Source organism: Streptomyces sp. NPDC006510, from assembly GCF_040611955.1.
GTDB lineage: Bacteria > Actinomycetota > Actinomycetes > Streptomycetales > Streptomycetaceae > Streptomyces.
Map to the genome: position 1 here is coordinate 86,586 of NZ_JBEXPH010000005.1, position 24,353 is coordinate 110,938.

The 24,353-nt window shown below is 68.7% G+C and carries 20 protein-coding genes and 2 pseudogenes; 11 read left to right on the top strand and 11 right to left on the bottom strand.

Annotated features, from left to right (window positions below; genetic code table 11):
- Positions 1-3: 3 nt before the first annotated feature.
- A complete protein-coding gene (locus ABZY11_RS03380) occupies positions 4-174 on the bottom strand; it encodes a hypothetical protein (protein WP_356477492.1) in 171 nt (56 codons plus the stop codon).
- Positions 175-198: 24 nt separating this feature from the next.
- On the bottom strand, positions 199-345 hold the full coding sequence (locus ABZY11_RS03385) for a hypothetical protein (RefSeq protein ID WP_356477493.1): 147 nt from the start codon (positions 343-345) through the stop codon (positions 199-201).
- Between the two features lie 235 nt (positions 346-580).
- Between ABZY11_RS03385 and ABZY11_RS03390 the strand changes: the two genes are divergently transcribed.
- Positions 581-892: a hypothetical protein gene (locus ABZY11_RS03390; RefSeq protein ID WP_356477516.1), complete on the top strand. Its 312-nt coding sequence runs from the start codon at positions 581-583 to the stop codon at positions 890-892.
- A gap of 67 nt (positions 893-959) precedes the next feature.
- Here the strand turns inward: ABZY11_RS03390 and ABZY11_RS03395 are convergent, their stop codons facing one another.
- The 6 genes from ABZY11_RS03395 to ABZY11_RS03420 all read right to left on the bottom strand — a co-directional run bounded on the left by ABZY11_RS03395 (position 960) and on the right by ABZY11_RS03420 (position 8,173).
- Positions 960-1,325, bottom strand: coding sequence for an IS3 family transposase (locus ABZY11_RS03395; protein ID WP_356477494.1), 366 nt, complete (start codon positions 1,323-1,325; stop codon positions 960-962).
- Positions 1,326-1,487: 162 nt separating this feature from the next.
- Entirely contained in the window at positions 1,488-1,757 is a 270-nt protein-coding gene (locus ABZY11_RS03400; protein ID WP_356477495.1) for a hypothetical protein, read from the bottom strand.
- A gap of 93 nt (positions 1,758-1,850) precedes the next feature.
- The gene (locus ABZY11_RS03405) at positions 1,851-2,180 is read right to left on the bottom strand and encodes a hypothetical protein (protein WP_356477496.1); all 330 of its coding nucleotides are present in this window, start codon (positions 2,178-2,180) and stop codon (positions 1,851-1,853) included.
- On the bottom strand, positions 2,170-7,020 hold the full coding sequence (locus ABZY11_RS03410) for a putative T7SS-secreted protein (protein ID WP_356477497.1): 4,851 nt from the start codon (positions 7,018-7,020) through the stop codon (positions 2,170-2,172). Before ABZY11_RS03410 ends, ABZY11_RS03405 begins: the two co-directional genes overlap by 11 nt.
- Complete coding sequence (locus ABZY11_RS03415; protein WP_356477498.1) at positions 7,020-7,667, bottom strand: hypothetical protein; 648 nt, start codon at positions 7,665-7,667, stop codon at positions 7,020-7,022. The genes ABZY11_RS03410 and ABZY11_RS03415 overlap by 1 nt, the downstream gene beginning before the upstream one ends.
- On the bottom strand, positions 7,664-8,173 hold the full coding sequence (locus tag ABZY11_RS03420; protein ID WP_356477499.1) for an SseB family protein: 510 nt from the start codon (positions 8,171-8,173) through the stop codon (positions 7,664-7,666). Before ABZY11_RS03420 ends, ABZY11_RS03415 begins: the two co-directional genes overlap by 4 nt.
- A gap of 102 nt (positions 8,174-8,275) precedes the next feature.
- Between ABZY11_RS03420 and ABZY11_RS03425 the strand changes: the two genes are divergently transcribed.
- Genes ABZY11_RS03425 through pglX form a run of 4 tightly spaced genes read left to right on the top strand, consistent with a single transcriptional unit; the run spans position 8,276 to position 15,539 of the window.
- Positions 8,276-8,767 carry a hypothetical protein gene (locus ABZY11_RS03425; protein WP_356477500.1) on the top strand — a complete coding sequence of 164 codons (492 nt, stop codon included), beginning with the start codon at positions 8,276-8,278 and terminating at the stop codon, positions 8,765-8,767.
- Positions 8,764-10,146: a P-loop NTPase gene (locus ABZY11_RS03430; RefSeq protein ID WP_356477501.1), complete on the top strand. Its 1,383-nt coding sequence runs from the start codon at positions 8,764-8,766 to the stop codon at positions 10,144-10,146. Before ABZY11_RS03425 ends, ABZY11_RS03430 begins: the two co-directional genes overlap by 4 nt.
- The gene (locus ABZY11_RS03435) at positions 10,143-11,621 is read left to right on the top strand and encodes a hypothetical protein (RefSeq protein ID WP_356477502.1); all 1,479 of its coding nucleotides are present in this window, start codon (positions 10,143-10,145) and stop codon (positions 11,619-11,621) included. Before ABZY11_RS03430 ends, ABZY11_RS03435 begins: the two co-directional genes overlap by 4 nt.
- Positions 11,622-11,678: 57 nt before the next feature.
- Positions 11,679-15,539 carry a BREX-2 system adenine-specific DNA-methyltransferase PglX gene (gene pglX / locus ABZY11_RS03440; RefSeq protein WP_356477503.1) on the top strand — a complete coding sequence of 1,287 codons (3,861 nt, stop codon included), beginning with the start codon at positions 11,679-11,681 and terminating at the stop codon, positions 15,537-15,539.
- 57 nt (positions 15,540-15,596) lie between these two features.
- Here the strand turns inward: pglX and ABZY11_RS03445 are convergent, their stop codons facing one another.
- Entirely contained in the window at positions 15,597-15,863 is a 267-nt protein-coding gene (locus ABZY11_RS03445; RefSeq protein ID WP_356477504.1) for a GntR family transcriptional regulator, read from the bottom strand.
- A gap of 183 nt (positions 15,864-16,046) precedes the next feature.
- Here ABZY11_RS03445 and ABZY11_RS03450 point away from each other — a divergent pair, with 183 nt between their 5' ends.
- Entirely contained in the window at positions 16,047-16,415 is a 369-nt protein-coding gene (locus ABZY11_RS03450) for a hypothetical protein (RefSeq protein ID WP_356477505.1), read from the top strand.
- Positions 16,415-16,786, top strand: coding sequence for a hypothetical protein (locus tag ABZY11_RS03455; RefSeq protein WP_356477506.1), 372 nt, complete (start codon positions 16,415-16,417; stop codon positions 16,784-16,786). Before ABZY11_RS03450 ends, ABZY11_RS03455 begins: the two co-directional genes overlap by 1 nt.
- 119 nt (positions 16,787-16,905) lie before the next feature.
- On the opposite strand, the gene ABZY11_RS03460 is transcribed toward ABZY11_RS03455, so the two are convergent.
- On the bottom strand, positions 16,906-17,211 hold the full coding sequence (locus ABZY11_RS03460) for a hypothetical protein (protein ID WP_356477507.1): 306 nt from the start codon (positions 17,209-17,211) through the stop codon (positions 16,906-16,908).
- A gap of 466 nt (positions 17,212-17,677) precedes the next feature.
- Between ABZY11_RS03460 and ABZY11_RS03465 the strand changes: the two genes are divergently transcribed.
- Together ABZY11_RS03465 and ABZY11_RS03470 are read left to right on the top strand one after the other, a co-directional pair.
- Positions 17,678-18,235 (top strand): matrixin family metalloprotease, encoded by a 558-nt coding sequence (locus tag ABZY11_RS03465; protein WP_356477508.1) that lies wholly within the window; start codon positions 17,678-17,680, stop codon positions 18,233-18,235.
- Complete coding sequence (locus tag ABZY11_RS03470) at positions 18,235-18,888, top strand: hypothetical protein (protein ID WP_356477509.1); 654 nt, start codon at positions 18,235-18,237, stop codon at positions 18,886-18,888. The genes ABZY11_RS03465 and ABZY11_RS03470 overlap by 1 nt, the downstream gene beginning before the upstream one ends.
- Positions 18,889-18,959: 71 nt before the next feature.
- Here ABZY11_RS03470 and ABZY11_RS03475 read toward each other — a convergent pair.
- Positions 18,960-19,097 (bottom strand): annotated as a pseudogene (locus ABZY11_RS03475) (NUDIX hydrolase); the annotation flags it as partial.
- Positions 19,098-19,260: 163 nt separating this feature from the next.
- Between ABZY11_RS03475 and ABZY11_RS03480 the strand changes: the two are divergent.
- Both ABZY11_RS03480 and ABZY11_RS03485 read left to right on the top strand, forming a co-directional pair.
- Positions 19,261-23,361, top strand: a complete 4,101-nt coding sequence (locus ABZY11_RS03480; protein ID WP_356477510.1) for a hypothetical protein — start codon at positions 19,261-19,263, stop codon at positions 23,359-23,361.
- A pseudogene (locus ABZY11_RS03485) lies at positions 23,361-24,353 on the top strand (BREX-2 system phosphatase PglZ); the annotation flags it as partial. The gene ABZY11_RS03480 and the pseudogene ABZY11_RS03485, both read left to right, overlap by 1 nt.

Genomic DNA, 24,353 nt, shown 5'->3' on the forward strand with positions numbered 1-24,353 from the left:
TGATCACGTGATGCCCAGGGTGGTGAGCGGGCGGGCGGCGTCCCGGGCGTGGTGGCGGATGCCTGCGGCGATGTTGTCGTGGCCGGTCAGTCGCAGCGCACCGATGGCGAGGTTGCGCAGGGTGGCCATGGCGCGGGCGCGGGAGGCGTCCTCGGCGTATGTGGTGTCACGCACGTGATGGATCTTGTTCTCGATGCCTCAGTGCTCTCGGACGCGCTGCGCGATCTCCACCGGGCCGGCCTGGTCGGGCGTGAGGCTGGTGACACCGTAGACGCGTTCGAGAGTCACCTTGCCGGTGGTGACGATCCGGCGTCGGCGCATGGATCTGGACGGTCTGAACGGCATGCGGGAAGTCGAGGCCCGCGGCAGGGGGCGCCCTTGCCCTCAACCAGGAAGCGGGCGTGGCCGGTCTGCGAGTGCAGAGCGTCGAAGGTGACGGTGGTCTTGCGACATCAGGTCGCTGGCGGTGTCCAGCTCCAGGCGGTGCCAGCGACCGCGGGGGACGATCGCGGCGGTGACTGCCTGCAGTTGCACCATGTCCTCGGCGCCGCCGGGCCTGTCGGAACGGAAGTAGCGGGTCGTGGCCCGTGTCGCGGAGCTGGCGGCGGCTGCCGGGCCGCGCACGGTGCTTCTCGCTCACCGGGCCGGGCTGGTCGCCCGCTACTGGGAGGTGGGGGGACGGGAGTTGCTGGTCGCGTTGCAGAACGCCGCCGGACGCCCCGCTGACGCCCCGCACGGCCTGTGGCTTCTCGTACCCATGGAGGACCCCGAGGCCTCGCCCGCCCTGGACGGCCGCACGGTGGATGTGGTGGACCGGGCGACCGGATGGGTGGTGCTCGACGGGCTGTTCCTGAAGGAGCTGAAGTCGGGGACGTGGGAGAAGGCGGACTGACAGGTTTCCTGGCCTGCCCTGGCAGGGAGGCTTGCCGTTTGTGGCGTGTGCCGGACGACCTGAAGCGCTACACCAGCTTCATGCCGGGCCGGGCGGCGGTGAAGTCGCGGCTAACCAGGTCTGGGGCCGGGGTTGCCTTGGCATCCTGCTTCGTCAGGTGGCGGCGCTTGCGGCGGGTGATGCCACGGATATCGCGCTCACGCCTGATCCGGTCCACCTTCTTCCGGTTGATCCCATGGCCCTTGCGTTGCGCCGCAGCAGGCACGAGCGGGACGCCGTAGGCGCCCCGTGAGGCGGCGTGGATCTCCCTTATCTTCTCGGCGAGTTCGTCCTCGGTCCGCTGCCGCGCGGCAGCGGCCGGCCGGACCAGCTCCACCGCGTCCCGCTTGAACTCCGGCGTGTCCCGCTTGCTCATGTTGCTCTTGCCACTCAACCTGGACTGCTTCCTCCGGGACGGCCCATTCGTCCCAGTATCAAGCTGTCTGGATCAAGGGGGAATTTCACCTGGCGGTAGTGCTGTCTGGCGGACGCCAACAAGGGCAACCTACAGCGCCAGGTGCGCCTCAGCTTCTCCGGCCGACCATCACCAGTTCCCTTAGTCCTCGACCAAGTTGGCGATGAGCGCGAGCAGCGCGTCGGCGCGATGCCGGTCCTCGCGCTGGTTCCGCAGGGCTTCGTCGACTGCCCGGAGCCGGGCCAGGGCGGCCGGCTCCCGGTCGACGGTCGGTTGAGGTTCAGAAGAACCTTCGAGTCGCTGGTACGCGCTGCTGACCAACCTTCCCTCGGACCAGGCCGACACGGGACTATGCCGCACCATGCCCCGGATGAGGTGGGGGGAGTGGTCGGCCCCGGTCTGGATTGGCATGAGCAGTGATTGCAGCCCCGTCAGCGGGCCGGTGGCTGCCCCGCCGGCCCCCAGGAGGGGTGAGGTCTTCGGCGGCCGGGCCGACGGGGTCGTTCAGTGCCGCGGTGCCGAGTTCAGGACATCGCGCTTGGCCAGCGTCTCCGCTCCGGCTCCGGTGAGCGTGACCTTGCCGGAGTGAACGGTGTCCAGTTGCTCGACCTGCTTGCCATACCACTCAATGGCGGTCAGCAAGAACCCTGGCGTGGCCGCACCCGGGCCGACTGCGGAACCCGGGTGCTGGAACATCATGCCCAGCCGTGCCGTCCCCTCAACGCAGCGGACCACGCACACGGCCACGTCGTCCGCCGAGTCGGTAACGCCCGGCGTCACGGACTCGATGGATTCGATGCTCAGGGCCGCTTTCTCCGGCATGTTATCCAGCACGTCGGTGCGCCTCCTCGACGAAGTGTGCGATCTGCTCGGGGGTGAGCTTGGGAACATCGTATTCAAGGAGCGGATCGATGTCCCCGTTGCCGATCTTGCGTGGCACGTGGATGCCCATCTCGGAGAGGATGTCCCGGGCTACTGCCGATGGCACCTGCGCGGATGCGCGGGACGACAGTTCCGCCGGACTCAGCTCGACCGGCCATTCGGCCTCCCGCGCGATGTACCCCTGGTGGACCGGGACCCCGTCCAGCGCGCCGCGCGGATAGATCTCGACGATGGCGTCGCCGAACCGCTCGGCCTGCGTCGCGAACACGCTGGCGACGCCGGGGTCGGACGAGGTTGGTGTGATGCCGTGCCGCTGCACACCGGGGCTGCCCTCGAAACCTGTGGTGGTTCCGCGGAACAGATGCGGAGGGCACGGTGACAGGCCGAGCGGGTCGGTCCAGGTGTGCGGATTCGGGACATACGTCGACGGGTTCGGCGCCGGGACGAGGCCGAGCGGGTCCGGGGTGAGGTATCGGGCCGTCTCCGGATCGTAATGCCGGAAGTAGTTGTAGTGCAGCTCTGTCTCAGGGTCGTAGTACTGGCCGGGGAAGCGCAGTGGCGTGTACGCGGTGCTGTCAGATGCCCATGTGGTGGTACCCCACAGGGTCCGGCGGCTGCGCCAGGCGATACCGCCTTGCTCGTCGACGAGTTCGCAGGGCACGCCGACGAGGTCGGTGACAATGGCGAAGAAGCGAGAATCGATCTCGTGCTGGGCTGCGTGCACCCCGTTCGGCACACCGACTGCTGCGGGCGCTTCAACCGCACCGGCCGCTTGCACCATGGTGTGTAGGCTCTCCAAGGGGCGCGCCTGAGCGCCATGCTGACCATCCCCCGCCTCCTGCGCCACCACCGCCATGATGCGTTCCGTCTGGGCCACCGGCCGCAGGCCGTCGTGGTCCCAAGTGAGGGTGACCGAATGGGGCGACTTGTCCGAGACCGTGGTCTGCTCGCACAGTGTCGGCCCGTCCCAGGTGAAGGTGCTGCGCTCGATGACCGTCGTACCGTCCGCCGACAGGCGCAGCTTGGCTATACGTCGGCCTGACGCGTCGTACTCGTATCGCCATCGCGTTCCGTCCGGCGTCGTCACTGCGGTGAGCCGGTCCTCGGCGTCCCACGTGTAGTGCCACACCTCCGCCTCGCCCGATAGGTGGGTCTTGCGGCGCTGGATGACCCGGCCGGCCGCATCATGGGAGTAGCGGAAAGAACCGGCCCGGGTGAGGCGGGTGCCCTTGTACTCACGCGCGCCTGTGGCTTCCTGCCCAGGGTGGCCTTGCGGCCAGGTGGCGTGGGTCTGGTTGCCGGCTGCGTCGTAGGCGTAGCGCTCTGTCCAGCCTGCGGCGTGGACGGCGGTGACGCGTCCGGCGGGGTCGAGGTCGAAGGTGCGGGTACCGCTGAGCTGGTCGGTGAGGCTGGTCAGGTTGCCGTCGGCGCTGTAGGTGTAGTCGCGGCGCTGGATGCTGCTGCCCGTGGTGCCGGTGATCTGCTGGCTGGTGAGGCGGCCAAGCGGGTCGTACTGGTTGGTGAAGGAGACAGTGTCGCCGATGTGGCGGGCGGTTTCCTGGCCGACGGCGTCATGTTCGAAGGCGATGGTGCGGCCGGAGGTGGTGAGGGAGGCGCGGCGGCCGGCGGCGTCGTCGGTCCAGGTGCTGACCGCGCCGGTGGGGGTGGTGCGGCCGGTACGGCGGCCGAGGGCGTCGTAGGTGTACGACATGGTGCGGCCGTTGACCGTCTCGGAGACAAGGCGGCCGTACCTGTCCCGAAGGAGCGTGACGGTTGCGTCCTCGTTGACTGCTTCCGCGAGGTGGTCGGCGAAGTCGTATGCGAAGGTCGTGGTGGTTCCGGCGGCGTTCTTGCGGACGACGCGGCCGAGCATGTCCCGTTCATAGCGGGTTGTTTGGCCTGCGGCGCTGGTGCGTGCGGCGAGCCGACCTGCAGCATCCCGCCCATAGCGGAGCGTCCGGTTGTCGAAGTCTGTCTCGGATATCAGCTGCCCGGCTGGATCGTATCCGTAGTCCCAGGTCAGGCATTGAGGGTTGGTGACCCGAGTGAGCCGGAGGTTGCTGTCGTGCGTGAATTCGTACCGGGCGCCGTCCGGCTCTGTGCGTGCCAGCAGCAGGTCGAAGTCGGTGTACTCGAAGCTGACGGTCGCGCCGACGGCATTGGTATGGGTGAGGCAGTTTCCCTCACCGTCGTAGGTCCACGACTCCTGGCTTGCGTCGGCCTCGATGCGACGGGCGAGTTTGCCTTCGACAGTCCATTCGAGACGCGTGACGGCACCCCGAGCGTCGCTGATCGAGACGGGGCGGCCGAAGGCATCCCGCTCGTAGCGAGTGGTCGCGCCGAAAGGGTCGGTGACTGCGACCGGAAGCCCGGCCTTGTCGGGCGTGAGGATCGAAGTGTGCCCGAGGGCGTCGGCCATGGAGACGGGGTGGCCCGCCTCGTCGTACGAGAACGCGATTGTGGCGCCGGTGGGTTCCGTGATCGAGGTGCGGTTGCCGTGCTCGTCGAAGGCCTGCCGGGTGACGTTGCCGTCGGTGCCGACGATGCGTACGGGAAGTCCCAGTTCGTTGTACTCGGCGCATGACCGGCGTCCATCTGGTCGTTCCACCTCAGCCAGCCGCCCATGCTCGTCATGTGTGAAGCGGGTGATGTGGCCGAGTGGGTCGGTGTGGGACAACAAGCGGTGGTAGCGGTCGTATTCGAAGCGGGTGACCGCGCCGAGCGCGTCTATCTCCGCCACGACCTGGGAGCGTTTGTTGATTACGAAGCGCTTCGTGTGACCGAGGCCGTCGGTGACGGAGGTCATGCGCAAGCCGGTGTCGGGGTCGGTGTCGTCCCAGGTGAAGTGGGCTTCGAGGTGGCCGTTGGTGCCGGTCTGGTACACGCAGCGGTCGTGTTCGTCGTAGACGTACTCGTACCGGCTGCCGTTGGTGTCCGTCCATGAGGTGATGCGGCCCAGCTCGTCGCAGCCGAAGCGCAGTGGTTTGCCTGAGGAGTTGGTGACTTCGGTGAGGTGGCCGTCGGTGTAGTCGTAGCGGAGGACTTCCTGGTCGGTGCCGTCGGGGGCGGCGCCTGCCAGGTGCAGGGCGGTGATCCTGCCGTCGTTCGTGGTGAGTTTCAGGTGGTAGCCGCCGTGGTGCACGATCGACGTCGGGGCACCTGTTTCGTTGTACTCGAAGGTGATCCAGCGGCCGTTGCGGTCGTCGATCTGGGCCAGGAGTGCCAGCTCGCCGTTGGGTTGGTCGACGAAGTGCCGGACCTGGCCGGTTTCCGGATCCGTGATGGTGTAGCCGTCGTCCACCCGGTCCAGGGGCCAGCGTCGGCCGTGCGTGGGCATGACGGGGACGCCGGGTGCGGGGTGCGGGTAGGCGAGCAGGCTCCCTTCGTCGCAGCTGAAAACCACGCCTTCCGCGTCGATCTCCAGGCGCTGGTCGACCGTGCTGGACCAGCCGGATCCGAACCAGCGGCCGGCTCGGTACGAGGAGTCGAAGACGCGCGCGAAGACCAGGGGCAGCGAGCCGGGCAGCGTGATATCCGTCTGCGGGAGCAGCATGCGTCCGGTGGCGACGTCGACGGGGTCTCCGGCGCACTTGACCTTGCTGCACTGGTTGGCGTTGGAGTCGGGGTTCTTCTCGTGGCCGTGCCGGTTCTTGCCTGTCGGGTCTTTGAGGAGGTCCTTCATTCCGGCCCGCAGGCCGCCCTTGATCAGGCCGCCGCCTTTGGTGCCGACCATCTCGGGGACGAGTCGGCCGATGAATTCGGAGGGGTCGCCCTTGGCGGCGTCCCAGGCGTTCTTGAGTGCCCGGTCGGGGTTGGCCGCGGTGGAGACGAGGCCGGCGAGCGTCATGTGGACGCCCTTGTAGTACTCGGCCGGGTGGGTCAGGTTGTAGGGGTCGGTGGGGGTGACCGAGCGGACGAAGTTCACCAGTCCGGCAGTGCCTTTGATGACTCCGCCGCCGAAGTGGGCCAGCTCGATGCCCTGGCCGACCTCGTAGTCGACGAACTCCTGCTTGGCCCGGTCCAGGCCGGTCGGCTCCTTCGGCGCGTGGGCCATCGCCGCGGTGACCGCGCCCTTGGCCGCTTCCGCGGCCTCGTTACGCGCCAGCCGCGCGCCGTCCAGGATCTCCTGAGCGTGCTGCCGCTTGGCCACCCCTGGATCGGAGAACTTCCCCGGATGCGGGAGCGGATGATCGGTGTTGCGGACCGCGTTGTACGCTGCCGCCTTCTCTCGGAACGCGGCAGCGGCCGTCTCGTAGTCCTGCTTGCCCTCCTTGTAGAGAGCGATCGCCTCACGGGCCTTGGCCTGCGCGCTGGCGATGGTCCCGGCGTACGTCTCCAGTGCCTTGGCCGCGTCCTCGAACGCATCCGCCGCGCGCAGCCAGTCCGTGGGCAGGGTCTCGAACGCCGCCCGGAACGCATCGGCGGCCTCACCCCTCCAGTGACCGGAGTCGAGCTTCTTCATCCCGCCGCCGACGAGATCGAACGCCCTTTGGAAGTCCCGGAGGTTCTTCACCGTGGCGGCGATCTTCTCCGGCCTGCCGTGGATCAGCTCGTTGGCGTCCTCGGTCTGTCCGAGCTGCTTCTCACCGACCTCCGCACCGAGCGAGGACGCGGTCTCGTCCCCCCAGTCCTCGACCGCGTCCGCCCACTCGTCGGCGCCGACCTTCTCCAGACCGGCGCCGAGCACATCAGTGCCCTTGTCGATCCCCTCGCCGACGATCTCCTTGCCCTTGTCGACCAGCTTGCCCGCACCGTCGTAAAGGTCCCCGCCGAACTTCCCCCAGTCCACCATCAGCGACGCTCCCCCCAACGCGGCTGCTCGGCCTGACGAACCGTCTCCTGCGACGGATCGAGCTGCTCCTTCAGCCGCTCATCCGCCGCCGCCCGCACCGCCGGGTCCACCAGCCCCGAGCGTTCCATCGAGTCGAGCGCGGCGTCCTCCACGTCGTAGGCGGTGTCCTGCCAGGTCTGCTTCACCTCTTCACTCGCCCCCAGCATCGACCCCGCGCTCCAGTCCGGGTCGTCGTACGCGGACTGGCTGCGGATCGTGTCCCAGCTCATGCCCTTCACCTCGTCCTCCGACAGGTGCGGATTCCCGTTCAGGGAGTTCACACCGATCTTGAACGAGTCCTTGACGTACTGCTCCTGCTCCGAGAACGAACCCGCCGACAGCCCCACTCCCAGGGCGAAGTTGTTGCCCTTCCGCGTCAGGGCCCGCACGCCCCACTCCCACCGGTCGCAGAACGTCCCGAACTCCGACGCCAGCCCGCCATGCCCCAACTCCAGCCCCGACAAGGCAAGATCCGAGAAGCCCCGCCCCATCGACGCCTGCCCGATCATGCCGAGATCCTTCAACTCCGCATGCGCCAGATCGATCCCCTTCGCGATCGCCGCCAACGCCTCCGGCGGCACCTGAAGATCAGAACTCTCCCCGCTCACGGCATCCCCCCGAGATCCACCGCGACCGCATCCGGCACAATCCCCGCCACCGGCGGAAACAACATCCCGCCGTCCTCACTCCCCGCATCCAGCGCCACCCCCGCCGGCCCCGGCAACAACGGCACCATCACATCCAGCAACCGCGCCCCCAACACCGCCCGGTACGCCCACTCCCGCCCGGCATCCCCACGAGCCCGCGCGAACCGGGCCAGCGCCTCCTCGTCCGAGAACGCACAGATCCAGCGCACCCCGTTCTGCTCCGCCGACCACAGGTCCCCGGCCTCGTCCAGCGGCACCAACACGGCCGTTCGCCGGAACTCACCCAGCAACACAGCAAATTCGTGTCGAGCCGCCGCCGTCGGATCAACCTCCGGAGTCATGGCAGGCACCGGGCCCGGTGCATCACGCGGGGCCGACGGGGCGTCAGGCGCAGGCCAGTCGGCCAAGTCGGCGATCTTTGAACGCCGAAGAGGCGGGCCGGCTATGTCATCCCCGTTATCGAACACGCGTCGAATGCTGTCACGGCACGCTTCCCAGGAGCAACGAACAAACGGCCTTTGTCTCCTGATCGCCCTTCGCGGAGTGAAGATCGGCCTACGATCGACCCTGTGCCGGAACCCACCCAGCAAGAACACTTCGCCTCGGCCGCCTCGCGGCACTTCCACGACGGCGACTACCTCCGCAAGGGCAGACGCCTGCCCTCCGCCGATCACCTCTACGGCTTCGCGGCGGAGTGTGCGGTCAAGAGCCTGCTGCTGCGCTTCACGGACGTGACGATCGGGCCTCTGGAGGGTGAGGGTGAGGAGAAGCCGTCGGCCAAGCCGAGGGTCAGGCACCCGGAGGATTCCGGGCGGATCATCGAGTTCGGGCACGTCAACGAACTGGTGCGGGAAATCAAGCTGTTCGCGAGCGGGCGGTCAGGCGCACCGCTCCATGCCCTGCTCGACAGTGACCTGCGGGTGTTCAAGAGGTGGAACGTCAAATACCGGTATTACGACGGCGGCTGGGTGCAGGCCGATGTGGTGGACAAGCGCCGGGAGGCCGCGCACCGCATACTTTCCCTGCATGAAGAAGCCCTGATCAACAGAAGGCTCCCGTGACCCTCTCTTCCTTCCCCGTGCGCTTCGACGAGGCTCGTGAGCACGCGTTCGCCATCGCGCGTGCGGCAGCGGGGGAGGGCTTTCCCGTCCTCCTGGTCCGGGACGTGCTCGGCTGTTTCACCCTCATCGTCGACGACGAGGACCGCGAGGAGCCGGCGGCCGGGCTGCGGGAGTCCTGGGAGTCGGAGTTCGAGGACCGCATCGGCCGCTACCGGTCCGACCGGGTGGTGCTCCTGGCCTCGGAGATGTTCTCGGCGGGAGCGCTGCTGAACTCCCCGCGTGCGGTGGACGATCCGGAGGGTCTGGCCGTCGCGGGTTCGGTCCGCTTCCTCGACAACACGGTCGTCGGCGAGGACTGGGCCAGGGTGAGCACACCCGCGCCGGAGCCCGGCAGCACCCGCACTCACCGCACGGTGCTGTACGGGTTCAAGGGCGGCGTCGGCCGTTCGACGGCCACGGCGATGCTCGCCCGCCACCTGGCCGACCGGGGCCACGCCGTCCTGGTGGTCGACCTGGACCTGGAGTCGCCGGGTGCCGGACCGCTGCTGATGGGCAAGGAACTGCCCCGCCACGGTCTCGTCGACTACCTGGTGGAGGCCGCGGTCGGCAACGAGGAGGGCCTGGAGTTCGTCACCCGTTCGACCTACACCCCACGCCGCTCGGGCGACAGCATCGGCGAGCTGTGGGTGGCCCCGGCCAGAGGGCGCGACTCGGAACCGGGAGAGGTTCCGTACGCGTACGTCGACAAGCTGAACCGCGTCTACGCCGACACCCCTGACGCACCGTTCGCGACCCGCCTGGAGCGCGCGGTCCGTGCCTGTGAGGACGCGGTGGCACGCGACGGCGACCACGAACGACGCCCCGACGTGGTGCTGTTGGACAGCAGGGCCGGCATTCACGACATCGCGGCCGTCGCCATCTCCCGCGTCTGCGACCTGGCTCTGCTGTTCGGCTCGGACAACGCCCAGACGTGGAGCGGGTACCGGGACCTGTTCACCGCCTGGCAGTTGTCGGGCCAGGCCTCGCGCATCCGCGAGAAGCTGGGCATGGTCGCCTCGATGGTGCCCGACTCCGTGCACTATCCCCTGGAGTGCTACCTGGAGCGTTTCCGCGCCCACGCCTACGAGTGCTTCGAGACGCTGTACGACGAGGTCGCGGCGGACGAGGTCCAGGACGGCGCGCTGAACGACGAGTCCGCCCCGCACTGGGCCGTCCCGATCCTGTTCGAACCGGGCCTGGTGGGCATGGACGCGGCCGAAGCGCCGGGCTGGCAGGATCGCCGCTTCGTCGGGGCCGCGTACGGTGAGTTCCTGAAGACCACGACCCGGCGCATCGAGAACGACCTGCGGGGGCGCACGGACCAGGAAGGACCCCGATGACGGCCGAGGCCCCGCTCACCGCCGCCGAGTACCGCGACCTGCTGTCGACGGCGCTGGAGGAGGCCCCGTACGCCGACACCCGGCCGCCGTCCGCGCACACCCTGTTCATGCCGGACTCGCACCGCACCGCCCTGTACGTCGACACTACGGTGGTGCCGGGCGGCCGGGGCGTCGGCAAGACTTTCTGGTACCGCTCGCTCCTCGACGAGGGCCTGCGCGAGCTCGCCGCCACCGAGTACCGCATCAGCCGGCTGCGCCGCCTCACCGTCTCACCCGGGCACGGTCTGGCGATGCTGTCCGACTGCTACCCGAGCCCTCAGGTCCTGCGGAGCCTGGCGGCATCCGGGGACACGTACGACATCTGGTACGCGGTGCTGCTGAACGCCCTGGGCGAGCCGGAACTGCGCGCACTGCCCAACTGGTCCGACAAGGTCGCCTGGGTACGGGCCAACCCGGAACCGGCCCAGCGCACGGTCGAGCGGGCGGACCGGGAGGCGTACGACAAGAACCTCGTCCATCTGCTGCTCTTCGACGCCCTGGAGCACCTGCACACCGACCGTGAGCAGGCGGACCGGCTGGTCGGCGGCATCCTGCGGCTGGCCCTGCAGATGCGCTTCGGCACCCGGAGCATCCGGCTCAAGGTGTTCATCCGCCCCGACATGTTCGACTCGGCCCGCCAGCACTTCCCGGACGCCTCGAAGCTGTCGGGTTACGCGGCCGAGCTGACCTGGTCCCGGACCGACCTGTACGGGCTGCTCTTCCACTGCCTGGGCAACGAGGACGGCGAGACGGCCCGGCGCTTCCGGCGGATCAACACCGGGGGCTGGGAATCCGACCCCGAGGGCACCCGCCACGTCTCGCCGCTGCTGCTGCGCAACGACGAGGACTCGCAGACCCAGCTGTTCGAGCAGATCGCGGACCCTTTCATGGGCAGCAACTTCCGCAAGGGCAGGCCGTACACCTGGTTGCCCAACCACCTGATGGACGGCCAGGGAAGGATCAGTCCGCGCAGTTTCCTCCAGGCCCTCCTGACCGCGGCCGAGGGCACGCACACCGGTTACCGGAACCATGACCGGGCCCTGCACCAGCAGGCGATCCGGACGGGGGTGCAGAAGGCCTCGCAGCGGCGGGTCGAGGAGGTCAGCGAGGACACGCCATGGGTGGAGCTGGCGATACGGCCGCTCGCGGGCTGCCAGGTGCCCATCGAGAAGCAGGCGGTGCTGGACATGTGGGCGGAGGCGAATCTCCCGGCCGAACTGGCGAAGGACTCCGCCCGGTACGCACAGGCCGACGAACCTCGCCTGGTGCGGACCGGCCCTCGGCACCCGGACGACCTGCCCCGGCTGATCGACGAGCTGGAGGCCCTCGGCGTCATGACCCCGCCACGGCGTGACGGGCGCCTGGACCTGCCCGACGTGTACCGGATCGCGTTCGGGCTGGGGCGCCGGGGCGGGGTGCCGCGTCCGAAGGTGTAGCCCCGGCGGCTGGCTGCCGTTCCGGGCGATGGTGCTGGCAGGATGGACGGATACGCCGTGACCGCACGGCAGGCTTGTCGGGGATGGGAAGAGGTTCCGCCGGTGTCGTCTGAGGAAGCCCGCACGACGACGGGCGGTGCGTCGTCGGCCCGCGAGGCGATGTTCGAAGGCCTGCTCAAGGACCTGCAGAAGCAGGTCGCGCTGCTGGAGGAGGACCTCCGGGAGAGGGCACGCGACGAGGCGTTCAGCGCTTCGCTGCGCGCGGAGCACCAGCGCGCCGTGGCCTCGCAACGCACGGGCGACGGCTACGGGACCTGGCTCGACGGGCGTCTGGTGCAGATCGCCGCCGCCTGGGTCCTGGCCTGTGTCTTCGTCCGCTTCAGCGAGGACAACGGGCTGATCCCGGACGCCTGGCTGTCCGGCCCCGGCGAGCGTCTGCTGGAGGCCCAGGACCGGCACGAGGAGCACTTCCGGGCGTACCCGGAGCAGAACGACCGCGACTGGCTGAAGGCATCCTTCGACGCCCTCGCCGACGCCCACCCCACGGCGAGGGGCCTTTTCGACGAGCGCCACAACCCGATGGGGGAGGTCACGCCGTCCTACGAGGCGGCAGCCCGGCTGCTCGCCTTCTGGCGTGAACGGGGCTCCGACAACGAGGTCCGCTACGACTTCACCGACCCCGAGCTGAACACCCGCTTCCTCGGCGACCTCTACCAGGACCTCTCCGAGTACGCCCGCAAGACCTACGCGCTGCTCCAGACCCCGGTCTTCGTGGAGGAGTTCATCCTCGACCTGACGCTGGAGCCGGCCGTCGAGGAATTCGGCCTCGACCCGGTGTGGAAGCACAAGCCGGACGGCTGGCGGGGCGAGGTCGACGAGGACGGGCAGGTACGGGGCCTGCGCTGCATCGACCCCGCGTGCGGCTCGGGCCACTTCCTGCTCGGCCTGTTCGAGCGGATCCTCGCTAAGTGGCGCGAGTTGGAGCCGGGCACGGACCGGTGGGTGCTCATCCGCCGTGCCCTGGAGTCCGTGCACGGTGCCGACAAGAACCCGTACGCGGCCTCCATCGCCCGCTTCCGGCTCTTGGTCGCCGCGCTGAAGGCGGCCGGGGTACGCGAACTCCGCCGGGCCCCCGGCCTGCCGATCCGGATCGCGGTGGGGGACTCGCTGCTGCACGGCCGGGAGGCTGGCCAGGAGGACGGGCAGACCTTCGACGACCTCGTCGAGCGCAAGGTCTTCACGTACCGGACGGAGGACGTCCAGGAATACGTCCAGAGCGCCGACCTGCTGGGGCGCGGCTCGTACCACGTGGTGGTGGCGAACCCGCCGTACATCACGGTCAAGGACAAGACGGAGAACCAGAACTACCGGGATGTGTACTGGGCCTGCTCGGGCAAGTACGCGTTGTCGGTGCCGTTCGCACAGCGGATTTTCGAGCTGGCGATCCGGTCAGGTGGCGACCAGCGTAACGGTGGTTTCACCGGGCAAATCACCTCGAATTCCTTCATGAAGAGGGAATTCGGGAAGGTGCTTATTGAGTCGTTCTTCCATGGTGGGCCGTACAAGGACCCGAAGAGTCGGCGGAAGCGCGACTTCGGGGGTGTGGAGCTTTCCCACATCATCGACACGTCGGGGGCCTACATTCCGGGGCACGGGACGCCGACGGTGATTCTGGTGGGGCGTAACCAGATTGCGCGGCAGGCGGAGCCTATTCGGGCGGTGCTGGGTGTACGGGGGGAGCCCGAACAGCCGCGAAATGCATCCCAGGGGAAGGTCTGGCAAGCAATTGTCAGGCAGGTGGGGAGGATCGGAAGTGAGTCGGACTGGGTTTCTGTAGAGAACGCTGGGCGCGCACGATTTGCCGAGTTTCCCTGGACTCTTTCCGGCGGTAGGGCCCCAGGTGTCATGGATGCTATCGAACGAGCTCCGCGGCGTTTGAAAGAAGCGGTCGAAGAAATCGGTCGTACCACGCACACAGGACGCGATGAGGCATACTACATGCCCCCATCCGCTGCGGTGACTCGTAGTATTTCCCCCGGGACCGTACCTATTGTTTTGGGTGAAGAGGTACGTGAGTACGTGATTGGCGCAAGCACGTGCACCGCTTTCCCCTATGCGATTACCGCTCCCGTGAACGTCAGGGGGCGGGCGAGGGAAGTGACCGTATCCGAGGCTAGATATTTTTGGCGCAATCGCGCGGTTCTTCGCGAGCGGATTGACTTCGGTGAGACGCCTGAGCAGCGAGGGCTTCGTTGGTTTGATCACAGCATGTTCTTCCCGAAACGCTATCGGGCGCATTTCTCAATTGCTTTCGCTTTCGTAGCCACCCATAACCACTTCGTGCTAGACCGGGGTGGCAAGGTATTCAACCGCACTGCGCCGGTGATCAAGCTGCCGGAGGGAGCGACAGAGGAGCAGCATCTTGAGCTGATGGGGATGCTTAATTCTTCGGCTGCTTGTTTCTGGTTGAAGCAGGTGAGTCACGACAAGGGAAGCCAGGGAATCAACGAGGGCTTCAAGTCTCAGGAGTGGGAACGCTTCTACGAGTTCACCGGCACCAAGCTCCAGGAGTTCCCGCTCCCGGCAGCCCTCCCGCTCGCCCTTGCACGCGAACTGGACGCCCTCGCCCAGAGGTTGGCCGAGTACGAGCCCTCCGCTCTCGCTGCATCCGGCACCCTCACGCGCGCTGCCCTGACCGACGCCTCTGACACACAGGAACGAATCCGTGCGCGGATGGTCCTGTTGCAGGAGGAGCTGGACTGGACCGTGTACGGGGCCTACGGGCTGCTCACGCCCAGGGAAGTTGCGCTCGCCACGCTCCCTGGCGATCCCGCCGAGTTGAGTGACTCCGATGTGCCGCAGCTCCGGCTCGGTGAACGGGCCTTCGAGATCGCCCTCAAGGGACAGGTCGACGCTGGCGAAGCCGAGATCGCATGGTTCGACCGGCACGGCTCCGCAGGCACGGCTACCGCCGAGATCCCTGCTGCTGCCGACTGGCCTGAGGCGTATCGCAAGGTCGTCCAAGCGCGGCTCGACATCATCGAGTCGAACAAGGACATCCGGCTGCTGGAGCGTCCCGAGTACAAGCGGCGCTGGTCCACCGAGACGTGGGAGAAGCGCGAGGCGGCTGCCCTCCGGGCCTGGCTGCTCGATGCCGCCGAGCGCAAAGACCTGTGGTTCGAGGAGCGCAACGACTACATCGCGCCCCGCACGCTCTCCGTGTTCCAGCTCGCCGACGCCCTGCGGCACGACGAGGACGTCCAGGCCGTTGCCGCGCTCTACGCTGCCGACCACCTCGACAATCGTGACGCCTCCCTCGCCACCGTGCTCGCTGCCATCATCGAGACCGAGCACGTCCCGTACCTCGCTGCCCTCCGTTACAAGGAGTCCGGGCTGCGCAAGCGCGAGCAGTGGGAGTACGTGTGGGAGCAGCAGCGCGAGGAGGACCGCACGGGGGAGCGGCTGGGCATCCCGGTTCCGCCGAAGTACACCGGTGCCGACTTCCTCAAGCACTCCTACTGGTCGAACCGCGGCAAGCTGGACGTGCCCAAGGAGCGGTTCGTCTCCTATCCCGGTGCCTCCACGGACAACGACCCGTCCCTCCTTCTCGGTTGGGCCGGCTGGAACCACCGTGACCAGGCCGAGGCTCTGGTGAACCTGCTCATGGACCGTTCCTCGGTGGACGGTTGGAGCAAGGATGATCCGCGCTTTGTTCCGCTGCTCGCCGGGCTGCAGGAGATCATGCCGTGGGTCCACCAGTGGTACGACGCGTACGACGAGGAGTGGGGTGACAACCCCGCCCAGGAGTTCCAGACCGCGCTGAACCGTGGCTCTGTGGACCGCAACCTGTCACAGGATGACCTTCGCGCCTGGCGCCCGGAGAAGAAGCGGGCTGGCCGAAAGAAGGCCGCCGAATAGGACGCGGGTCAGCGGCGAACGGGCCTTCAGCCAGACATGGATGAGGGCCCTAACCCGTTATTCGGTCTCGCCCTCGTTTGGTTCGCTGGTGGCTGCCTGCGGAGCCCCAATCACGTACGTCCCCTTCGCGGGCAGAGTTGCGACGAGTTCGCGCCTGCGCAGTTCCACGATGGCGCGACGTACGGTTCCGATGCTCACCCTGTACAGCTCCGTCATGGCGCGCTCGCCAGGCAGAGCAGCGCCCTGCGGGAGCTTGCCCGACGCGATATCGGCGGCGATGGCGTCGGCGAGTTTGACGTACTCGTAGCGCGGGAGATCGCTCATCCCTCCACACTGACGCACTGTGGAGCAGTGTGCAGGGGCGGGAAGCGTCTCACCGCGTCCGGACGCGGTACTTATCAGAGGGGTGCAGGGGGACGCAGTTGCGGGTATGGTCGAGACGACAAGACCCCGGCGAGGTGGCTAGACCTCCCGGGGCACGGCCAACGCTGAGCTAGGAGCGTCGACATGTACGACCTTATCCGCCGGATCACCGCATGGCTGCTGAGGCTGGTCCTCGGCCCCCGCACCGGCCGCCACCGCGCCGGTACCGCCCCGTACCCCCCGTACCCCGCAACCGCCCCCGCCCCGACTCGTCGTCCCGGTACACCCAGCCCCCGCCCCCGTCTCGCAGCCCACCTCCCCGCCGCCCGGTCGCCGTACGGGCTGGACCGGGCGCTCGACGGTGGGGCGAGTGCGCTGGTGCGCCCGTATCTCCTCGCCTCGGACCGGGAACGCGTACAGCAGCGACGGCGGCTCGCTCTGGTGCTCGCCGCCGACTTCGGGCTGGATCTCGATTTGCATGTGGTCGGCGCGCAGTGCGGGGTGGCGGTCTGATGGACGCCCCGCCGAACGTCGCAGCTCAACCCGTAGCACCGCCCGCTGTCCCGCCCCGCCTGCTCCCCTGGCTGTCGCCCGAGGGCAAGCCGTGCTTCCTCGTCCCCGACGACGAGAACAGCCACCTCTCCCGGCTGGCCGATGAGATGGAGGCCGTGCAACTGGACATGGGGGCCGAGATCCTCGACCACGCCCGCGAGGTGCTGGGGGACACCATGTCCCCGTACAGCGAGGTGCGGTACGCCGGGATCAGGCTTGCCGAGTGCCTCAGCGATGCGCTGCGGGTCGCCGAGTCGCGCGGCATGCGCCTGCCCGTAACGGACATCGACGATGCAGAGGATGCCCGGGATATCGGAACCTGTGACGCGTGACCGGGACGGCTCTTGGGACCTGGTTCGGCCTGCCTCGTCGGCAGGCCGGACCGGGTCCCACGGACACGGCCATCCCGGAGCTGGTCGTCAAGAACTTCCGGGCTGCCCGGCAGCGGACCTCAGCAGAAGTGCCCCGGCCGCGAACAGCCCACGCCGGGCCGTTGAGGCGGGTTGTGGTCGTAGACACGGCGCGCCGAAGGAGCGCAAAGGAGTACGCCGGTCATGACCGTCCATGCCGCAGAACCCACGTCGGTCGTCCCGACCATGCCCGAGCGGAACCCGTAGGCGCTGCGCGCGGCGATCACGCAGCACGCTCCCCAGCTGCTTCCCGACTTCGACGAGCACTGGAAGTGGGCTGTCGCCGACGCGTACGACATCAGCACCGTGCCCGCGTTCATGGCCCGCTGGTGGGGTGAGTACGCCATCGCCCGCGATCCCGGACAGCAACCGGCGGCGATGGCGTAAAGGATCACCAGTGGGGACAGCCATGGCCCATCGAAGGCAGCCTTGGCCCTCAGCCGTACGCGTAGTTTCGGAGCGTTCGAGCATCGGCGCAGTGCCGAAGGGCCCTCTCGGGCAAGCCGCAACGGGGGCCTGCAGACACGGAGTTCGTCAGGCGCTCACGGCAGCGGCGAGGAAGACCGGGTAGAGCACGCCCAGGGAGCCGGTGGCGAGGCCGATGGCGCACTGGCCTTGGTTGAGCTTGCGGGCCAGGCCGAGGAGGTGTGGGAGAGCGCGGCACTGCCCTCCCGACAGCCGTCCTTCCGCTGGTAGATGGTGCCCTCGCCGCAGGCGGAAATCCTTTCCGTCAATCTTGGTTACGAGGTAGAAATGTGAGTGGGCGCACGGGAGTTGTGCGCCTGGTGTGAACTGCAATATGGGGGACATCGCGTGAGCACGCACCATCACATACGGCGGCGCAGAACCGCAGGACTGGCCCTGGTGCCCTGCCTGGCCGTTCTGGCCGGGGTTCTGCTGCCTGCGCCCGTTGCGTTCGCAGCGGACTCGCGGGGGAGGTCGTCCGTCGATGACCACGAGATTCGCTGGGAGGACGGGACCAGGTTCGACGATGCGCGGAAGTGGGCCGCCACCGCCTGGTACAACGACGACTACAACCTGAAGAAGGTCAAGATCGCTCCGGACGCGTGGAACACGATCACTGACCTGGAGTGGCAGGACGATACCCGTAAGGACGTCTCCTGGGTGGCGCAGTGGCGCGGCAAGAGGGGCGCCGACTCAATCGTCATGAACAGGGCATTCCTTGACGACGGGAAGAAGTTCGGCAGCAAGGCTTGGCGGCGCAAGGCAGCAGCGCATGAGATGGGCCACGCACTCGGTCTCGGCCACAAGGCCAACGGCACGCTCATGTCGAAGACCATCGACTCCATCCCGTCCAACGCGCGCCCGACTACGACCGACCGTAACGGCTACCACAACCTCTGGGACTGATGACCTTGAAGCGGAAGGCTGTTCTCATCGCTGCCGGTGCTGTTCTCGCGGTGACGATCGGCGTCGCCGGTACCGCCGTCTACCAGCACGAAAACGAGCGCGACGCGGCCTCCGCGTCCGGGATGGAGCTGACCTATAACGCCGACTTCTCCGACGACGCCAACCTCGCCGGTGAAGCCGAAGACCTCTTCTACGGCAAGGTCACGGCTCTGAAGGGCCAGAAGGACCTGGGTATCGGTGCCGAGACTCAGTACGCCGTAGAGGTCCAGCGCGTCTTCAAGGGCGACGTGACCGGCACCATCGTTGTCAACCAGCAGGGTGGCAAGGACGCGGACGGCAACATCGTCGATCTGCCCGACGGTGATGCCCTGATCCAGGTAGGCAGCCGTTACTTGTTTGCGACGAAGTACAACTCGGACCAGAAGTTCAACACCGTGATCCCTGTATACGGGGATGTGCCGATCCCGAACACGGAGGCCGACGCTCCCGGTTCCCCGGATGCGAACGGTGACGGACAGTCCACCATGTCCGACCGGTGGGTGGCCGCAGTGCAGGACCAGAACGACCTGTCGACGGCGCCGCCGGCCGACGAGCCAACGGAGGAACCGGCCGACGACCCGACCCCGGAGGCGTCCCCCACAGAAAGCTCTTGAGTACGGCGGAACCGGGCTGGTCCTCCCCGCCCGGTTCCGTCTGGTGAGGAGCGGTGCTTCCCCCGCCGGGTTCAGCGGATGCCTTCGTCCATCAGCACGTAGAGCAGGCCGACGAGGGCGCCGCTGCTGACGATCTCGCGCCGATCGATCATGCCCCGGATGTTGGCCAGCGGAATCCACTCGATCCGGTCGGACTCGTTCTTCGGCGGTGTGCCCGACGGGCTGCCTCTGTGCGCCCACGTTCGTGGCCGTACCGTCCTCGGCCGGTACGCCGAGCTGGCAGGATGGAGGAACGGCGAGGGAGTCCCGGTGACGTCCGGACTTCGCAGAGTAACCGGCCGGCGGGCCGGGCGGACGTGGTGGGAGCGACCGATGGCCAGGGGCAGCAATGTCGTGCTGAGGGATGTCCTCGATATCAAGGAGGATGCCCACGCCGGTGACTTCAAGGTCGCCCTGGCCGACGGCTTCGGCGATGCCCAGGCCGGGTCGGTGGCCGACTACGTGGTCACCGAGCAGCTGGCGAAGGAGTTCGACAAGGCGCTGCGGCTGGTACGGGGCGCCGTGCGGAAGAACGCGTCGTACGCCGCCTATCTGCACGGCTCCTTCGGCGCCGGTAAGAGCCACTTCCTGACCGTGCTGCACGCCGTGCTCAACGGCGACCCGGCGGCCAGGGCCAAGCCCCGGCTGCGCGAGGTGGTCGGGGAGCACAACGACTGGCTGCCCGGCAAGAAATTCCTGATGGTGCCCTACCACCTGATCGGCGCCGCCAACCTGGACTCCGCGCTGCTCGACGGTTACGTCAGGGCCGTGCGTGCCGAGCATCCGGACGCGCCGACCCCGGCGGTCTACAAGTCGGACGCGCTGCTGGCCGACGCCCGGGCGATGCGGGAGTCGCTCGGCGACGAGGCGTTCGCGCGGCTGCTGCCCACCACCGGTACCGCCGCGCCCGCCGCGCCCCGTACGCCCGTCGCGGATGACGGCCTGGCCCCTGTCGGTGACGGCCTGGCCCCCATCGGCACCGCCACCGCCGACGGCGGCCTGGCTCCCATCGGTTCCGCCACCGCCACCCCGTGGACCGGTGCCAAGCTCGACGCCGCCTTTGCCGCACCCGCCGACGACGAGGGCCGCAAGCGCCTCGTCTCCGCGCTCCTCAGCGGTCCCATGAAGTCGTACGCCACCGGCAAGGCCGACGACGTGCGTGCGTTCGTATCGCTGGACGACGGGCTCAGCGAGATCAGCAAGCACGCCCGGGCGCTCGACTACGACGGCGTCGTGCTCTTCCTCGACGAGCTGATCCTCTGGCTCCAGGCCCGGATGCGGGACCGCACCTGGGTCAACGAGGAGATCCAGAAGCTCGTCAAGCTCATCGAGTCGGGCAACGCCGCCCGGCCGGTGCCGATCGTCTCCTTCATCTCCCGGCAGCGCGACCTGTCCCAGCTCGTCGGCAAGGACATCCTCGGCTCCGACGTACAGAACATGGAGCAGGCGCTCCAGTACCTCCAGGAGCGCTTCGAGGTCATCAACCTGGAGGACCGCAACCTCCCGGAGATCATCAAAGAGCGGGTGCTGAAGGCGAAGCCCGGCCAGGAAGAGGTCCTGGAAGGTGCCTTCGCGGGCATCGACCGGTCGAACCAGCAGGTCAAGGACATCCTGCTGGACGACCAGGGCGCCACCAGCGCGAACTGGGACGACTTCCGTGCCGTCTACCCGCTCTCCCCGGCCCTGCTGAACGTGCTCGTCGCGCTGTCCGGCGCACTCCAGCGTGAACGCAGCGGGCTGAAGCTGGTCCAGCAGCTGCTGGAGAAGAACGCCGACGCCCCGCTCGGGCAGCTCATCCCGCTCGGCGACCTGTGGGACATCCTCGTCGACGGCACCGGGGCGGCCTTCACCGAGCAGCTCAAGCGCGAGTCCGACGCCGCCGAGAAGTTCCACGTCAAGGCCCGGGCACACCTGCTGGCGCAGTACGGCCGGGCGGACCACCCCGACTTCCTCGCGGACGACCGGTTCGTCAAGACGCTGCTGCTCGCCGCGCTCGCCCCCGACGTCCCCGCGCTGCGCAGGCTCACCGGCGCGCGGCTGGCCGCCCTCAACCACGGCTCCGTACGGTCGCGGACCGTCCCGCCCGGCGACAAGGTCGCCGACAGGATGCAGGCGCTGCGCGGCACCTTCCACAGCGAACTGCTCGCCGAGGGCCACAGCGATCCGGTGTTCTCGCTGCACCTGTCCGACCTGGACATCGAACCGCTGCTCGACGCCGTCGCCGGTGAGGACAGGGTCGGCGTGCGCCGGGTGTGGGTGCGCGACCGGCTGTGGGAGCTGTTCGGCGTCAAGGACAGCCTGATCGTCGAGAAGGAGATCGTCTGGCGGGGCACCCGGCGCACCGCGGAGTTCGTGTTCGGCAACGTACGCGATCCGCGCGAGCTGGCCGACGAGCACTTCACGCCGTCCGACAGCGCGCACGTCCGCTTCGTCGTCGACTACCCCTGGGACGACGACGACCGCCGCTATCCCAGCGACGACTACCAGCGGGTGAAGGAGCTGGAGAAGAACGGCCTGTCCGCCGCCACCCTGGTCTGGCTGCCCGACTTCTTCTCCGAGCAGCGCAAGGCCCAGCTCGGCCGGCTGATGCGGATCAACTTCCTGCTGGAGCGCAACCGGCTGGACGAGTACACCCGTACCTACGCGCCCGACGACCGGGTCAAGGCCCGGCGCCAGCTCGAAATCGGCCGGGACACCCTGACCCACACCCTCGTCACCTCGCTCGGCGAGGTGTACGGCATCTCCGCGCCCAAGGAAGGCACCAAGGCCGCCGAGGTCGTCGAGGGCCGTCATGTGCTCTCGCTCCTGCCGCAGTTCCCGCGCCCCGAGCTGGAGGGCGGCAAGCAGTTCACGGACAACGTGCTGCACCTCGCCGACGGGATGTTCGGCACGCTCCACCCCAAGCACCCCGACTTCGGCCCCGACCGCCACGGCCAGCGCAAGGCCGTCACCCCGGCCGAGCTGCGCACCACCCTGGAGTGGATCACCCGCGCCATGGACGACGGGGGACGCGTGGAGGTCGACCGCAACCAGGTGGCGACCGTCAAACGCATCGTCGAACCCCTGGAACTCGGCACGGTCCACGACGGCCCGCTCGTCCTGCGCGCCGACTGGCGTGCCCGCATCAACCAGGCCGCCGCCCAGAACCAGGAGCGCGACGACCTCTCCGTCGAGGACATCCGCCGCTGGATCACCGAGGAACCCCTCGGCTACTCCGGCCTCGACAAGCAGACCACCAACCTGCTGATCGCCGCCTACGCGCTGCTGGACGACCGTGCCTGGGTGCTCCACTCCGGCTCCGAGAGCGTGGCCCCCGACTTCATGTCGATCGGGCCCGGCTGGAGGCTGCGCGCCCAGCCGCTGCCCGGCATCGACGAGTACGAGAAGGCCAGGGACCGTGCCGCGCACCTCTTCGGTGTGTCCGCCAAGCCCCACCCGTACGCGCGCAACGTCAACCAGCTGGCCGCCGACGTGCACGAGAAGGCGGCGAAGTTCGAGAAGGACGTGTCGGGTGTGCGCGGCGCACTGGACCGGCACGCCGAGCTGGTCGGCCTCGGCTCCGGCACCGCGGTACCGCGTACCGCGATGCTGCGGGACGCCGCGGCCGTGCTGGCCCGGCTCGGGCGGCACGGCAGTGACGCGACCGCCCTGGTCAAGGAACTTGCCGCGGTCACCCACCAGACCCCCGCCCGGGAACTGGCCCACACCATGGAAAGCGCCGAGGGCGTGCTCGCCGCCCTGGATGCCACCGACTGGCCCGTGCTGAAGCGCGTCCAGAGCCTCCGTGACCGGGAGGACAGCGTGGGCGACCGGGCCGGGCGGCTCTTCGACCACATCGCCGAGACCGTCCACGCATCGGAGTTCGAGCGGCCGCTGGCGCCCGTGCTCCGCGAGGTGCGGTCGGCGGCGATGGGCATCTTCGACGCCGCGCTCCAACTGGAACGGACGGTGCCGCTGCCGCCGGCCCCCGCGCCGGGACCCGAAACGGTTTCCCTCACCGAACACGGCAGCCCGGCGGTGTCCTCGCGCCAGGAACCGTCGGCCGGTCTGTCGGCGGGCCCCGCGGAAACCGAGTTCCTGTGGCCCGCACCGGGGCCCACGACCGGGTCCGCGGCCGAAGAGGCGACCGCGGCAGTGCCCGGCCCCCGTGCCGCCCGACGGATCGTCCAGGCCGGAACGAGCGGCCTGGAGACACTGCTCGCCGGTGAACTGGCCGCGGTACAGCAGGAGATCGAGGACTTCCGCGCCGGGAACCCCGACACACCTGTGGAGATCATCTGGCGGGCGGTCGACGCCGGTGGTCAGACCGGCGATGCGACGGTACCGGGCCCCTCGGGCGGTCCCGGTTCCGCCAGCGGTTCCGGTTCTGCCGGCGGTTCCGGTTCTGCCGGCGGTTCAGGCGGCCTCGGAGCCGGGACGGAAGGGCACCGCTGATGGGCACTCGCCCTGCCGTGGGCCGACGCGCCATCGAAGTCCTGCTGCAAGCGGAACTCCCGGACGCCGGAGGCCGGAGGCTCGTTCTCGTCGACGCCACCTACGAAGGCCCGGGGCAGGGCGCCGAGTTCACCCTGCGCGTCGCGGACACGAGCCGCCGGGTCCGGATCACCGACCAGGACTCCCCGCTCGGCATCGCCGACGCCTGGCAGCGCCACAGCACCGAGGACGACCCGGAGGGCGACAGCGTCCTCGTCGTCACCGGGGCGGTCCCCGCCGATCAGCTCGGCTGGGACCTGCGGGCCCATGCCGTCCGCCACCGGCCGCTGGCCGTCGACCGCGCCGAGATCGTCAAGCAGCTCTTCGGCGCCACCGATGTCGACCCCCGGATGGCCGGTGAACGCTGGCTCCTGGACGCGCTGCTGGAAGCCGAACCGGCCGACGGCTGGCCCCGCGCCGGAGCCGTCCTCACCCGCGACCGGGCCGTACGCACTCTCCTTGCCGCACGGCTCGGACTGGGCGACACCACCACCGACACCCTCGACCTCGACGCCGACACGCTGTTCGCCTGGACGCGTACACCCACCGGCCCCGCACGCTACGCCGCGCTGCCCGTCGCCGAACGGGACGGGCTCAGCGACTGGCTCCTGCGGACCGTCGGACCGGCCGCACCCACCCTCCTGGCCCTCGCCGCAGACGGACGCGGCGCGGACGCTCTGCCGCTCGGCGCACTCGCATCCGCCGCGCTGGCCTCCGCCACGCCGGAATCCACGGGATTCGCGCTCGGTACCCTCTTCGGCCCGGCGCTCGCCTCCTTCGACGCGCTGCGGCCGTTCGCGGACGCCGTCACCGGAGTCCTCACTCGCTGGATCGCCGAGGCCGAAGGCCACGGACCGCAGCGGGCCGACGCCCGCGACCGGGTTCTGGACATCATCTTCAGTGCTGTGGGGCTCGCCGACGTCGCAGGGCTCGGCCCCCTGTCGGGAAACGAC